The 14,316-nt window shown below is 39.5% G+C and carries 10 protein-coding genes and 1 pseudogene; 9 read left to right on the forward strand and 2 right to left on the reverse strand.

Annotation, left to right across the window (positions count from 1 at the left end; all coding sequences use genetic code 11):
• Positions 1 to 7: 7 nt before the first annotated feature.
• Entirely contained in the window at positions 8 to 907 is a 900-nt protein-coding gene (locus tag BP621_RS08100; RefSeq protein WP_292389201.1) for a glycosyltransferase family 2 protein, read from the reverse strand.
• Between the two features lie 896 nt (positions 908 to 1,803).
• On the opposite strand from BP621_RS08100, the gene BP621_RS08105 reads away from it, so the two are divergent.
• The 9 genes and pseudogenes from BP621_RS08105 to BP621_RS08145 all read left to right on the forward strand — a co-directional run bounded on the left by BP621_RS08105 (position 1,804) and on the right by BP621_RS08145 (position 12,449).
• Positions 1,804 to 2,691 (forward strand): DUF1616 domain-containing protein, encoded by an 888-nt coding sequence (locus BP621_RS08105; RefSeq protein ID WP_292389051.1) that lies wholly within the window; start codon positions 1,804 to 1,806, stop codon positions 2,689 to 2,691.
• Positions 2,692 to 2,693: 2 nt separating this feature from the next.
• Positions 2,694 to 3,536, forward strand: a complete 843-nt coding sequence (locus tag BP621_RS08110) for a CPBP family intramembrane glutamic endopeptidase (protein ID WP_292389053.1) — start codon at positions 2,694 to 2,696, stop codon at positions 3,534 to 3,536.
• Between the two features lie 711 nt (positions 3,537 to 4,247).
• A complete protein-coding gene (locus tag BP621_RS08115) occupies positions 4,248 to 4,496 on the forward strand; it encodes a hypothetical protein (protein ID WP_292389055.1) in 249 nt (82 codons plus the stop codon).
• 543 nt (positions 4,497 to 5,039) lie between these two features.
• Positions 5,040 to 5,708 (forward strand): acyltransferase, encoded by a 669-nt coding sequence (locus BP621_RS08120; protein WP_292389056.1) that lies wholly within the window; start codon positions 5,040 to 5,042, stop codon positions 5,706 to 5,708.
• Between the two features lie 64 nt (positions 5,709 to 5,772).
• Entirely contained in the window at positions 5,773 to 6,855 is a 1,083-nt protein-coding gene (locus BP621_RS08125; RefSeq protein WP_292389058.1) for a DegT/DnrJ/EryC1/StrS family aminotransferase, read from the forward strand.
• 67 nt (positions 6,856 to 6,922) lie between these two features.
• A pseudogene (locus tag BP621_RS08130) lies at positions 6,923 to 7,786 on the forward strand (UDP-N-acetylglucosamine 3-dehydrogenase); the annotation flags it as partial.
• 95 nt (positions 7,787 to 7,881) lie between these two features.
• The gene (locus BP621_RS08135) at positions 7,882 to 9,315 is read left to right on the forward strand and encodes a nucleotide sugar dehydrogenase (RefSeq protein ID WP_292389059.1); all 1,434 of its coding nucleotides are present in this window, start codon (positions 7,882 to 7,884) and stop codon (positions 9,313 to 9,315) included.
• Between the two features lie 54 nt (positions 9,316 to 9,369).
• A complete protein-coding gene (locus tag BP621_RS08140) occupies positions 9,370 to 10,416 on the forward strand; it encodes a polysaccharide deacetylase family protein (RefSeq protein WP_292389060.1) in 1,047 nt (348 codons plus the stop codon).
• A gap of 539 nt (positions 10,417 to 10,955) precedes the next feature.
• A complete protein-coding gene (locus BP621_RS08145; protein ID WP_292389061.1) occupies positions 10,956 to 12,449 on the forward strand; it encodes a lipopolysaccharide biosynthesis protein in 1,494 nt (497 codons plus the stop codon).
• A gap of 179 nt (positions 12,450 to 12,628) precedes the next feature.
• Here the strand turns inward: BP621_RS08145 and BP621_RS08150 are convergent, their stop codons facing one another.
• Positions 12,629 to 13,594, reverse strand: coding sequence for a glycosyltransferase family 2 protein (locus BP621_RS08150; protein WP_292389063.1), 966 nt, complete (start codon positions 13,592 to 13,594; stop codon positions 12,629 to 12,631).
• Positions 13,595 to 14,316: the final 722 nt, after the last annotated feature.

Here is a 14,316-nt window from a genome sequence, read left to right on the forward strand (position 1 = left end):
TTTAACATTATTGTTTTCGGATATGCTCGTTTAAAAAAATCATCCTTGAGATGGCATGCAGTATTATTCCGGTAAATACCATGAAGGCTCCTATAACCGTCAGCATTACCATAAGGAGTGTTGGCCCGAAGCGCAGGGATCCTCCTAGAAGAAAATCCTGTAAAAATATAAGTCCCATAAGAAAGCCTGTAGACGTCATAATCAGGCCAGGAACGGAGAAATAGTACAGAGGCCGCCTGTACTCCATATCTTTAAGGATGCGGAACAGGACTCTGGGCCCATGTATGAAAGGATTCTCGCTTGAGCATTCCTCAAGATCATACCTGCAATAGATTTCCACCTCAGTAAACTTCAAATTGTGATCTTTGGCCTGAATGAGAATTTCAGAGCCTGCAGACATATCTGTACCATTCAAATTTATATTTTCAATAGCTTTTTTTCCATAAGCTCGAAAACCACTCTGGGAATCAGTAACATGCAGACCACCTGCAATATAGGTTGCAACGTCAAGGATTTTCATTCCGAATTTACGGTAAATAGGAACATTTTTGCCGTTGCCATTGACAAATCTTGAGCCAATTACCAGATCAAACCCATTTCTTAAGGGTTCAAGAAGCTTGGGAATTTCGGAGGGATCATGTTGACCGTCAGAGTCAATTATAACCATAGCATTTGCATCGAGCTTACGGGCGGTTTCAAAGCAATTTCTTAGGGCTGCTCCATATCCCTTATTTGTTTCGTGACGAACTACATAGGCGCCAAGAGATTCGGCGATATCGACAGTATTATCGGTGCTTCCGTCATCTATAACTACTACTCTGTCGACGTATTTTTTGCAACCCTTGATAACATCTGCAATGGCGTGGGCTTCGTTATAGGCAGGCATGGCTGCAATCGTAATGGCCATATGCAATCATCTACCTCTTTGAAGATAAAGGTAAGAAGTCTCCTTGATAACGTAGTTTATTAGAGAAGGATCAGTAAAAATTCCAAATTCTACAAATATATTTTTCAGAGTCATCGCTCCATAATTTTTAGAGGGTTTCAAAAGGTCTTTTACGGCTACACTTACAGAGAATCAGTTGGGGGAATTGTTCTCCTCTTTTTACCCAAAAGGATGAACATAAACACTCCGTAAGTGAGTCACAGCATTTAATAGAAGACCTGTATGTGTTTTAATATATGAGCTATATAAGCATTTAGACATGAAAAATAATTAGCCAGTGATTTTGAGAAAGAAAAATAATTAAACCCATGTGAAAGCCTGTTAACCAGAATAATAGTTTAGAAGACATCTGTTATTTACTAGTATAGATAAACAATAAAAGAAAAAAAATTGCATAGATATAGGAAATTAAAGACTTCCTTATTATATGTCAACTTTTACAACCCTGTGAGCTCAACCCCAAGACGTTATATAAAATATTAGAATGATAGAGACTTAGAAGGCTAAAACTTCTTTCAGGAAGATAGAAAAAAAGGGAAAAGTATTTTATAATACAATGCAGGAAAAGGGAAAGATATTTTATACAACTAGGTAATTGAGTAGATCGGGTTAAAACATTCTTGAAAACGAATATAATTCAGGAAATATATTCTGCTAAATCAGAAGAGAGATTAAAGCTCGGACAGCTTTCACCTTTCCGGCTTAATTCTTCGCAATTGGAGATTAAAGCAGCCGGTAAGAGGGAATCGGAAGGTTTCCGAAAAACCTCATTAGGGAACAGAAAAATTGGCAGATTAGCCCGAATAACGAAACGGCTGGGAAGCCAAAAAACATAAAACCATTTTATGAGGAGTTATATGGCCGGAAACCAGAAGTTCCCATCTGACCTGTTGTTAGCAGCAGGCCTTGTAATTCTTACGGATATTTTCGTACTAATTCCTATACTTAGCGGAAGTGTTATTCGCACAGCTCTTGGTCTGCCCCTAATACTCTTCCTTCCAGGATACGCCCTCATAGCCACGCTTTTTCCGGAAAAAAGCGGACTTGAAGGGATGGAGAGGATGGCTCTTTCTGTTGCAATGAGTGTTTCAGTTGTGCCTTTGATAGGACTTGCACTCAGTTATACCCCCTGGGAAATTAAGGAGATACCTCTTATTACAACTGTCTCGATATTTACCTTGTTCATGTTGGCAACAGCATACATTAGAAGAAACTATCTACCTGCAGACAGGAAATTTGAGGTACCTTTCAGGACTCTTGCCCTCACCCTGCTATCAGGAATTATTGGAAAGCCGGAATCAAAAACTGAAAAAAACCTCAGGATAATTCTAGTCCTTTCTTTCCTGATCTTGATAGGAACTGTAGCTTACATTGTTCTGGTGCCTCAGGACAGAGAGCCATATACGGAGTTTTATGTCCTTGGGACCAACGGGACGGCTAATAACTATACAACAAATTACATACAGGGAGAAAGTGGAACCTACTATATAGGAATAGCAAATAAAGAGCACAGAACAATGGGCTATACAATGGAAGTAAGGCTTGAAAATAAATCACTGCCTCTTCCGGAAAATCTGCGTCATATCAGGCTTGCCCATAATGAGACTCTGGTAGAGCCTCTTGAGATTACGCCTTCTGTTGAAGGAGAGAATATGAAGCTTGAGTTCCTGCTATTCAATGAGACTGAAAAGAATATACCCTACAAAGATCTGCGTCTCTGGATAAATGTTGGAGAGGAGGTGTGAGGATGGGAACATTTGAGAGTCCAAATGTGAAGATTCCGGAAGGCATGAGAACGAAGATGTCTGAAAATCTGAAGGGAAAAACACCTGAGATAGAAAACAAATGGGTTTATCTAGCAATCCCGATTGCAGTTATTGCTCTTGCGGAACTGATGATATATTCGGGAAGGAGACTCGAAGGCATAGTAATACATGCATTAATTCTGCTTGGGCTTTCCTTTTCCATAATATATATAAAAAACAAGGACATTCAGAAAACCTATCAGGCTTTCATCCTTCTGCCGATCCTGCGCCTGGTAGATTTTTCAATGCCTCTTTTTTATGAAGAGAAGCTTTACAACCTTATTTTCGTATACTGCCTTATGGCAATTCCTGTAAGCATTGCAGCTACTAATCAGGATTTTACGCGCACGCAGCTTGGGATAACCTTCAAAAAAATAGGGATATATATTCCATTATCTGTATTAATGGGCCTTTTATTAGGAGCGGGGGAATACATTATAGTGGGGAAAAATCCTCTTATTCAGGATTTATCAATCCTTAACCTCCTGAGTCTCACCATAATTATGGTCTTTTTCGTGAGCCCTATAGAGGAGATGATCTTCCGGTCACTCCTGCAGAATCGGTTAGAAATAGTATTAGGCGGCCGTGAAGCACTAATAATTACAAGTATTTTATTCGGGTTAATGCATTCAGGATATGGGAGCATTTACGAAATTTTGTACATATCTTTAGTAGGTGCTGTTATCGGCTACCTATTTTACGGGACCCGAAGCCTCCCGCTAGTTGCGTTAATTCATGGATTTATGAATGTATTCTTTTTCGGGATTATTCCCCTTCTCCATTAAATTCTCGACGTCCACTAACATATTCCGAAAAAGAGAAAAGAAGGTTTGATCAAAGGAAATTAAGCTAAATTCGAAAGCTTCGACATAGTTGGGACCTCCTTCCTGACTACTCTCGATTATATAATTAGGATAAAACAGAAAACTCACTCCGGTTTATATAAAAAAGAATTACAGAATAGATTAAATATTAGCAGTTCCTCATGCTTTTCGCGTTTTCACATTTTTTAAAATTAACCAGAGAGTTTAGGTATAAACTATATTCCGCCAGAGCAAAAAGTAAATGAAACCGTCAACTGCCATAATCGAGATTGATCACTGTAGTCGAAATGGAATTAATTATGAAAGTTGATTTTAAACAAAAAATTATTTTATCCAGAAATTATTCTTCTTGAGAACGCAAGCGTTGCGCCAGTTGATCACGCCAATAGGGTTTGGGATAAGATCCTCAAATATTTCTCGGGTTTTCGCTCAAGCCTTTTCAAAAAAGGCTTGCAGACAAGCAATTTTTAAGAAGGGGTGTGACCATGCTGTTGCTAAGGGTAGAGGACAATGTCTTTCCGAGATAGAACTGGGTAGCAAAAAGGGCAGCGGGATGCCAAAACGCAACTTGATTACCGAAAAGATCCCGTGCTCCCGAAGATGAACTCGGGCGGACACTTGGACGGCAGCGCTCTGAAAAGTTATTGAAATAGTGCGACAACCTTAAAGAGAATGATTGCACCAAAGGAAAACATCAGTGGAATAATTCCCATATTTAAAGAAACCTTCACCGTACTTTCCCAGTGCTTCGACGCAGGGAGGAAATCCCTGAGCAAAAGCAATAAAAGTAAAACTGCCGTAGCCACAGATGAGCCTTCAGAAATTCCTGGTATTACAGTGGTTACTGAGAGCGCACCTGAAGAAACGGAGTTAGACGTGATTAAACTTGTAAGCGTAGTCAGCACTCCTCGAATTGATTAGCATATTAAAGGAACAAATACGCGATAAGATATAAAAATCCTCCTCATACCATTGATAAATATCAAGAGAAGAAATACTAAACCCAATTTTTGGAAAAAGGCGACAAATTCCCTTAATAGATGACGAAAATATTATGGGTTTGAATTCACAATCAAAGTATCAGTGCGTGAGTTATTGACCAAAATAAAATTAAAAATTGTATTGTAAAACTATAAATGCAAAAATATAAATGGAAGAATTTTAGGTAAATATAGAAAAGTAGAGTAAAAAATAGACCAAATCATTTAAATAATTAAAAAGTCATATAATTTGAAAATGTAGAAATAGTTAGAAAAACCAGAGGGAATAAACATCGGAAAAAGTAATAACAGTATCATGGGGCTTGTCCTGAGAGTTTGAATTAGCCTGATTATCGGGAATATAAAAATGAGAAACTATGTAGAATGAAGAGCTATGTAAAACTGCAAAAAAGTAAGCAGATGTTCTTATGCTCCAAAAGAAAGTTTTTCTGGCTAAGAAAAAACCAGAAAAACGGGGGGAACAATGAACTCGACTGAATTTAAAATTCACAATTCTTCTAAGATATACGGAATCTCTGTAATTGGGAAAGACACAGTAATAATGGAAAATGTGATTCTAGGGTACCCTGAACATAGGATTCTGATGGAAATCCTGAAGCAAAATATCGAAATTGAAAACTTTGATTTTCCAGGGTGTATAATAGGCCCTGATTCAATTGTAAGGGCTGGATCAACGATATTTTCCAACGTAAAAACCGGAAAAAACTTCAAAACCGGGCATAACGTAATGATCAGAGAAAATACGGAAATTGGAAACAATGTTCTCATTGGAACCAATGTCATTATAGATGGACATGTAAAGATAGGAAACAATGTAAGTATTCAGGGTAATGTCTACATTCCAACCAATGTTGTTATCGAGGACAATGTATTTATCGGGCCCTGTGCAGTTCTGGCCAATGATAAATATCCTATTCGAAAAAAATACGAACTGAAGGGTCCTTTCTTGAGAAAAGGTGCGTCTATAGGTGCAAACGCTACCCTGCTCCCTGATGTTGAAATAGGAGAGGGGGCAATGGTTGCAGGAGGAGCACTTGTGACAAAAAATGTGCCCGCCTGGAAACTTGCAGTTGGAGTGCCTGCCAGAATACAAGAACTCCCAAAAGATTTAAAGGAATTGAATCGAATATAAACTTATCAAAAAATCAAGGTTAAGTAAGATTAGTTTTATCAAAATTATTAAAAGAGGTTCCAAAATGATTCCAATTGCCAAGCCCCTAATGGGTAAGGAAGAGATTGATGCAGTAACAGAGGTTCTGAGATCAGGAATGATTGCACAGGGCCCGAAAGTCGAAGAATTTGAGCTTGCTTTTTCTGAATATACTGGTTGTGAGTATGGAGTAGCTGTGAACTCTGGCACTGCAGCCCTGCACATTGCGCTTCTTGCCCATGGCATAGGAAAAGGAGATGAAGTGATTACAAGTCCCTTCAGTTTCATTGCAACAGCAAACAGCGTCCTTTATACTGGGGCAAAACCTGTTTTTGCAGATATTGAACCAGATACATATAATATAGATCCTGAAAGAATTCAGGAGAAAATAACTCCAAAAACCAGAGTTATTTTGCCTGTTCATCTCTATGGACACCCTGCAGATATGAAAGCGATAATGGAAATTGCAGATGATAATAAGCTTATTGTAATTGAGGATGCCTGTCAGTCCCACGGCGCAAAATGCCTTGGAAAAAAGGTGGGTAGCTTCGGAACAGGAGCATTCAGCTTTTACCCTACTAAAAATATGACAACCAGTGAAGGCGGAATGCTCACCACAAATGATAAGGAAATTGCAGAGAAGGCAAAAATGATCCGGGCTCACGGCTCAAAGGTCCGCTATCTTCATGAAATGCTGGGCTTCAACCTGCGCATGACTGATATTGCAGCGGCAATCGGGCTTGTACAGCTTGGAAAGCTAGATGGATTCACCGCAACCAGACAAAAGAATGCAGAGATTCTTTCAGCAGGGTTAAAAGGCATATCCGGAATTGTGCCGCCAGTGACAAAACCCGACTGTACCCACGTGTTCCACCAGTATACAATCAGAGCAGAAAAGAGAGATCAACTGGCAGCTTTCCTAAAAGAAAAAGAAATTGGAACAGGAGTCCACTATCCGATATCCATTCACAAGCAGCCTTTCTACAGGGAACTTGGATACAGAGACTCCCTACAGGTCTCAGAAAAAACAACAGAAGAAGTTCTTTCTCTCCCTGTGCACCCTGCATTATCCAGAACCGATTTGCAGGAAATCGTCGAAGCGACCAAAGAATTTTATGCAAAGGATTGATTCGTTTTCCAGCCACTGCATTCTCAGAACCAGGAAGTGAGACTTTTGATTAGAGTAGGAGTAATAGGTACAGGNNGCCGGAATCTCGGATGTAGACCAGAAGCGTGTTGAAGCAATGGCTACGCAATTCAAGACAAAAGCCTTTACAGATTATAAGAAAATGTTTGCCGAAGGGCTTGATGCGGTAAGTGTGGTTGTGCCCACCAAGCTGCATAAGCAGGTCGTACTTGATGCCCTTGAAGCAGGGATACATGTCCTTGTAGAAAAGCCGATTGCAGATACGACTGAAAACGCGGACCTGATGATAGCAGCCGCAAAAAAGGCGGGAAAAATTCTTATGGTTGGGCACATTGAGCGCTTTAACCCTGCGGTCATAAAGCTCAAAGAGATTATAAATTCAGGCACCCTGGGAAAGATAGTCTCAATCTCAACCAAACGAGTCGGACCCTATAACCCGAGGATCAGGGACGTAGGAGTAATCCTGGATATTGGTGTCCATGACATAGACGTAATCTCATACCTTTACGGTAAGAGAATAAACAGTGTTTATGCAATTGCAGGTGCCGACATTCACTCGTTTGAAGATCACGCCTCAATTATCCTGCGTATGGACCATAATTTTGCAGGAGTTGTGGAAACAAACTGGCTGACTCCACACAAAGTAAGGCAGCTGACAGCAATAGGAGTTAAGGGTGTTGCCTATTTGGACTACATTAATCAGACAGTACAGTTACATGATAACGAATGGATAAGAAAAGCCAAAGTAGAACATAGTGAGCCACTGAAAAACGAACTTACCTATTTCGTAGATTGTGCTGCGACGGGTAAAAACCCTAACCCCTCCGGAGAAGATGGAAAACATGCCCTTGAAGTGGCAATGGCGGCCATAAAGTCCTACGAGGAAGAAAGATTAATTGAAGTAGGACAATAAACCGGAAAAAGCTCTGAAGAAGTAATATCTTAAAAACTTTAAAACTAGAAAAGATTTTGAGAAAATCTGAAAAAACAATTTGGAAAGTGGTGAATATGAGTAAATTAGAAAAACTTATCGAGGAAAGAGGCCCAATCAAAAAGATAGGAGTACTCGGAATGGGCTATGTAGGTATTCCTTCAGCCGTTCTTTTCGCAGATGCCCCTTGTTTCAATAAAGTTCTCGGCTTCCAGCGCAACTCAAAGAGTTCAAGTTACAAAATCGATATGCTCAACCGTGGAGAAAGTCCTCTCAAAGGAGAAGAACCAGGCCTTGAAGACCTTATTAGCAAAGTTGTGAAAGCCGGCAAGTTCAAGTGCACTCCCGATTTCTCAAGAATATCAGAACTTGATGCCGTCACGCTTGCAATCCAAACTCCTTTTGCAAATCCCAAAGATCTGGAACCTGACTTTTCCGCACTTACTGAAGGTATAAGAAACGTAGGAAAATTCCTGAAACCAGGAATGCTCGTAGTCCTTGAGTCCACAATCACCCCTGGCACAACCGAAGGTATGGCAAAACAGATTCTTGAAGAAGAGTCAGGCCTGAAAGCAGGAGAGGATTTTGCCCTTGCCCATGCCCCTGAAAGAGTAATGGTAGGCAGGCTTTTGAAGAATATCAGGGAACATGACAGGATCGTGGGCGGTATCAATGAAGCAAGTACCAGGCGGGCTATTGAGCTCTATTCTCCTGTATTGACTGTGGGGAAAGTAATTCCTATGAGTGCAACTGCAGCCGAGGTTACAAAAACTGCAGAGAATACTTTCCGCGACCTCCAGATCGCAGCAATCAACCAGCTTGCCCTTTACTGTGAAGCCATGCGCATAAACGTGTATGATGTCCGGACTGGAGTGGACAGTCTAAAAGGAGAAGGTATTACAAGAGCGGTACTCTGGCCAGGGGCAGGCGTTGGAGGTCACTGCCTTACTAAGGACACGTACCACCTGGAAAGAGGAGTTAAGATAGGAAACGGGCAGCTTGACTATCCGGAAGGTGCAGATTCAATCTACGTACTCGCAAGAAAAGTCAATGATTTCATGCCTGTCCATATGTACAACCTGACTGTTGCAGCCCTTGAAAGGATTGGAAAGGAGATGAAAGGATCAAAGATTGCAATGCTTGGCTGGGCTTTCATTCGGGACTCGGACGATGCGAGGAACACACCTTCAGAACCTTACAGAGACCTCTGCCTTAAGGCAAGTGCGACAGTTACGGTACACGACCCTTATGTTGTGAACTACCCAGGAATTAAAATTTCAGATAATCTTGAAAATGTTATCAGGGATGCAGATGCTGTGGTTGTTCTTGCAGGGCACAGCGCATACCTTAGTCTAAAGGCTGATTGGGTAAAGGAAGTTACAGGTAAGGCGAACCCAGTTATTGTGGACGGAAGAAATGTAATTGAACCGGATGAGTTTATTGGCAAGGGATTTGTCTATAAGGGGATTGGGAGGGGCGATAAGAACGAACATGTAATAGTTCGAACATAAACTCTCTCTGAAAGATTAGTTCAGTCTTTCGAATCTGGGAAAAGGGGCGAAAAAATGATCGAAAAACTAAAACTAAACGAGGAACTCTGGGATCTGTTTAGCAAAAAAGAGGAATACAATCTGACCTTTTCTGACCAGTACGATAGATTTCCTTACTATTTAAGCCGCCAGAGGAATGTTTTTGACCCCAGTATTTCTAGATTTCTGGTAGAAAACGGGTTACATCCTGAGTATCCAGACGGGAAAAAATTCGCGGTTTGCCTTACTCATGATATTGATGTGGTATATCCGGAAAAGCTCTATCCTATCATTGGAACTGCCAAAGCCTTTGTTAAAGGGAATATAAGGGATGCTATAAAGACACCTTTTTGCAGAATTAACAAGAAGTGGAACCCTTACTGGAACTTTAGAGAAATAATGGAGCTGGAAGCAAAATATAATGCAAAATCCAGCTTTTATTTTCTTGCCTTGAGGCCTGGAGAGAAAGACTTCAACTATGAAATTGAGGATCTTGAAGCCGAATTGAAGTTTATATCCTCTCATGGGTGGGAAGTCGGATTGCATGGAGGGCACAAATCTTACAGTAACTTGGAAGATATAAAGGAAAAAAAACAGAGACTTGAAAAAGTATTAGGCAAAGAAATTATAGGATACAGGAATCATTATTTAAGGTTTAAAGTACCGGATACATGGGAACTGTTAAGCAAAGCAAACTTTAAATATGACACAACATTCGGGTATCCGGATTGTGCCGGCTTTAGAAATGGTATGTGCCATCCTTTCAGGCCTTACAATATAAGCACCGGAAAACAGATCGATATCATTGAGCTTCCTCTCATAGTTATGGATCGGACTTTATTAAGAGATTACATGCGACTTGACGTTAAAAAGGCATGGAAGCTCATAAAAAGCCTTACAAATAAGGTTGAACAGTATAACGGTGTAATCACAATTCTGTGGCACAACAATACATCAATTGAAGGAGAAGGTCTTAAATATTACGAGAAATTCCTCAAATATGTTTCCGACAAAAAAGCCTGGATTGCAAGCGGAGAGGAAATATACAATTGGTGGTCTACTAACATTGAACCAAGAGAGTGAAAAAGTATCTCGGCACGGAGAATATTCCGCTGATAATTACCAGCGACACTAAAATAAACTAAGTTTTTCTTTAGGAATAAGACATATAATCAAATCAATAACATTAATCAACACCACAGATAGGTTGGTTAATAAACTTTTTTTATATTTGTGTGAAGTTTTTAAAGTAGAAAAGAGATTAATTCCAGTTTAGGGAGACTTAGTTAGTTTAAAATAACAATAACATTCTGTTCAAATTCTGCTCATAAATGACACTCCTTTTCAGAACCCATAAAGACCCATGGCAAAGCAATGTTAAGGAGAAGTGAAAATAGGTCAAATTATCTCAGTTATTATAGTGTATATAAAGTAAGGAAGAAGACAAATATATTTCAAGAAGGTTTATTTATAGGGGGGCTTAGAAGGGGAAAAGTCAGATCTCCAACATCAGTTTGAAAATTTCATCCCCCAGAAACTGAGTTTTCACCATAAAAACAGCTTGAAAAACCAGGAATATATGGAGCTTAGCTCTTAAGGAAACTTCATTTAAGGTACTTGATATGGATGAGACAACAGCAGATGCATTAGAGAAACGATCTGATAACAGTAAGAAGAAAAGCTTTGCTTTCGATGTGCTGACACTCGCAGGAGGAACAACCTTTGCTCAAATCCTCACAATTCTATCTGCTCCTGTGTTAACCCGCCTTTATGGGCCTGAGGATTTCGGAATATGGGCTTTATACATTTCTATTACCAGTATAATTAGTGTCATCGCGTGTATGAGGTACGAATACTCCATAATGCTGCCTGAATCGGATAAAGAGGCTGTAAATTTGTTAGGGTTGAGTTTTCTGGCAGTACTGTTTGTAGGTGGTTTAACCTTCCCAATCATATGGTATTTTAAAGAGCCTATAGTTAATATTCTGAATTCTCAGCAGATAGGAGACTATCTCTGGCTTGTACCTCCTTTTATTTTTGTGAATGGGTTATTTCTTGCACTGAATAGCTGGAATTCAAGAACAAAACTTTTTAAAAGGCTTTCCCTTTCAAGAGTCTTCAGTTCGGTCTCGAGTACTGCAACACAGATAGGCCTAGGGTTTATAGAAAAAATTGGGGCAGGCGGGTTGATAGTTGGAAGCCTTGCCGGTCAATTTATTGCAACATTTGTGCTTGGAGGACAGATCTGGAGAGATGATAAGAAACTAATTGTGAAAAGCCTGAGCTGGGAAAAAATCTATGAGGGGTTTAAGAAGTACCACAAATTTTCACTTGTAGATACCGGGGCTGCCCTCATGAACTCAATCTCCTGGCAGCTTCCTGCTTTCCTTCTTTCGGCTTTCTTCACGCCTGTGGTGGTAGGTTTCTATTCCCTCGGTTTTCGCCTCCTGCAGCTGCCAATGAGTTTTATTGGAGGTTCGATTTCACAGGTATTCTTCCAGAGAGCTTCAAGAGCTTTCTCCGAGGGTACTCTTCCGACCCTTGTTGAAAATGTGTTCAAAATGCTTGTGGTTATAGGCATGTTCCCGATACTTATCCTGACAATTGTCGGCAGCGATGTCTTTACTGTTATTTTCGGACAAGCCTGGGCAGAAGCAGGCGTCTACGCCCAGATTCTTAGCCTCTGGGCTTTTGTATGGTTTATCTCCTCCCCATTAACTGCTATATACGTAGTAGTAAAAAAATATCACTTCGGTTTTCATTATAATTTTTTCAACCTAATCACACGCCTCCTTTCCCTTACAATAGGCGGCTTGCTTGGAAGTGCACGTACAGCACTTATTCTTTTTTCAATATCAGGAATTGCGGTATATGGTTACCTTTGCCTGAAGATGATGTCCTATTCCGGAGTTAAAGCTTCAAGAGCCCTGAAAATCGTATTCTCAAATTTTATTCTTTTTGTGCCTGCAGGAATTGTCGTTATTGCCCTGAAAACAGCAGAAATAAATCAGATTCTGCTTGTTGTCTTTTCCGGCATAATAATCGGCATTTATTACCTTTATATTTTGAAAACCGATAAACAAATAAAAAAAATGATAAGAGAATTTCGAGCCTGATGTGGTGGATCCTCAACTTGGAGACAGTCAGTTTCACTCGCTTCTTCTGTTCAAGCGGACCAAAGAGAACTAACTCTTTTACTTCCCACATTGTTAAAAGCGGCTCCCTTATCCATTTTTTCGTTATAACAGGCTCTTCTTGACGATTTCCCCAGAATATGCTCCTAAATAATTGTGCATTATGTAGTTTCAGTTTGGGCCACCTCTATAAGGGAATGCATTACAATTCCTCTCACTGTCATATACACTCCGGCAATAGATAGAAAAACCATCAGAAATATAGACCAGAAATGAAGACTTTCTATTCCAAGGAAGGATGCTTCAAGAAATTTCAAACCCATGTAGAAACCGCATGTAGCAAGGGCAAAACCTGGCACTGCATAGAAGTACAGCTGCTTATTGACCTCTATATCCCTGACTACAGTTTTCAGGACTCCAAGAACATACTTTATTGGAGCTTGTACAGGATCTTCAAAGTTGTAATGTGTACCTATTTCGACTTTTTTCATGCGGAGGCCGGATTTACCTGCATCTGCAAGCATTTCGCTTTCTATTTCCAGGTCTTGGGCATCGAAGTGGATAGTATCTTTTGTAGAGGCTGCAAAGGCGCTAAAAGTAATCTGAGAATCTCTAATTTTGCCCGATTTTTTATTGGCGAATCTGCCCAAAATCGTCTGCCCAACACGGCGGTAAATAGGAGCACCCTCACTCATGCTGTTTAAATACCGAGCCCCGTGAACCACATCTGCACCTCCTGTTATTATCGGATCAATGAGCCTAGGGATGTCATCAGGGTTATGATGACCTCTTGAGTCCATTGTCACAATTATATCAGCGCCTAGATGAACTGCAGCTTTAAAACCTGTTTCGAGAGAAGCACCTTTTCCCCTATTAGTCTTGTTTATAATTACTTCAGCCCCGGCTTTTTTTGCTATCTCGGCTGTTTTATCTAAACTGGCATCATCAACTACAATCACTCTATCAGCATAGAGTCTCGTGAGAAGGATAATGCTTCCTATAGACGTTTCTTCATTGTAGGCAGAAAGAACCACTGTGACATTTTTAGAGGCTCTGCTTATGGTACATTTATTTATTTTATTTATTATGGGCTCTGTGCTATTTCCCATAAGTAGCTGATCACTCATTCTTTATAACCCCCTTGTGTAGCTACGCATATATTTAGAGTAAGTTTAGGTATGAAAATCCTTAAAGTTGTTAAATCTGGAAGAGATTAGATCTTTTTTAACGCTACCACAATATTAGTTTTTTAAAGTGAAATCTGGAAAATACATATATAAATTTATTGATAGTTCAACTTTGGTAAAATAAGGTATAATATGTATCGATATGCTGCGACTCTATACAATAACAGATATAAAATTGGATAATTGAAATATTGGCTGTTGAAAATCTGTATTAACTAAAAGATTATAAAAAATATAAATAAATGGATAGAAAAGTATACTTGAAAATCAATATTACGGAAATTCAGACCTTCAGGATTTGAGTCCCGCAAAGTTATGATCTCCTTGAGAATTTTTTTAGAAATACTATAAGTCTTAAAACTATATTACTCCTGCTCACCACTTGCCGCAATTTTTAAGATTTAAGAATAAGAAATGACGAAAATTATAAGAGATAAGACAAATTACGGAGCTTGTTTTAGCTGGAGTAGAAGAGAGTTATTAAAAGTGAAGCAGCATCAAAAATGTTTTATGTAAAATAATTAAGCTATCTAATTAGAAAGGTATAAGCCAGAGAAGTTGAGAAAAAGATTTAGGAAAAGAAATAAAAGGGAAGCTGTAAATAAAGAGGAAAGTGCATGTAGTAGAATGGCAGATAACTGGAATGGATAGAAAAAGATGGG

Origin of the sequence: Methanosarcina sp. UBA5 (assembly GCF_002505485.1) — an archaeon.
Lineage (GTDB): Archaea > Halobacteriota > Methanosarcinia > Methanosarcinales > Methanosarcinaceae > Methanosarcina.

Excerpts from the sequence above, each read along its gene's own strand:
- BP621_RS08135 (WP_292389059.1), top strand. The coding sequence starts at position 7,882 with ATGAGTAAATTAGAAAAACTTATCGAGGAAAGAGGCCCAATCAAAAAG.
- BP621_RS08105 (WP_292389051.1), top strand. The coding sequence starts at position 1,804 with ATGGCCGGAAACCAGAAGTTCCCATCTGACCTGTTGTTAGCAGCAGGC.
- BP621_RS08120 (WP_292389056.1), top strand. The coding sequence starts at position 5,040 with ATGAACTCGACTGAATTTAAAATTCACAATTCTTCTAAGATATACGGA.
- BP621_RS08100 (WP_292389201.1), bottom strand. The coding sequence starts at position 907 with ATGGCCATTACGATTGCAGCCATGCCTGCCTATAACGAAGCCCACGCC.
- BP621_RS08110 (WP_292389053.1), top strand. The coding sequence starts at position 2,694 with ATGGGAACATTTGAGAGTCCAAATGTGAAGATTCCGGAAGGCATGAGA.
- BP621_RS08150 (WP_292389063.1), bottom strand. The coding sequence starts at position 13,594 with ATGAGTGATCAGCTACTTATGGGAAATAGCACAGAGCCCATAATAAAT.
- BP621_RS08145 (WP_292389061.1), top strand. The coding sequence starts at position 10,956 with ATGGATGAGACAACAGCAGATGCATTAGAGAAACGATCTGATAACAGT.
- BP621_RS08125 (WP_292389058.1), top strand. The coding sequence starts at position 5,773 with ATGATTCCAATTGCCAAGCCCCTAATGGGTAAGGAAGAGATTGATGCA.
- BP621_RS08115 (WP_292389055.1), top strand. The coding sequence starts at position 4,248 with ATGATTGCACCAAAGGAAAACATCAGTGGAATAATTCCCATATTTAAA.
- BP621_RS08140 (WP_292389060.1), top strand. The coding sequence starts at position 9,370 with ATGATCGAAAAACTAAAACTAAACGAGGAACTCTGGGATCTGTTTAGC.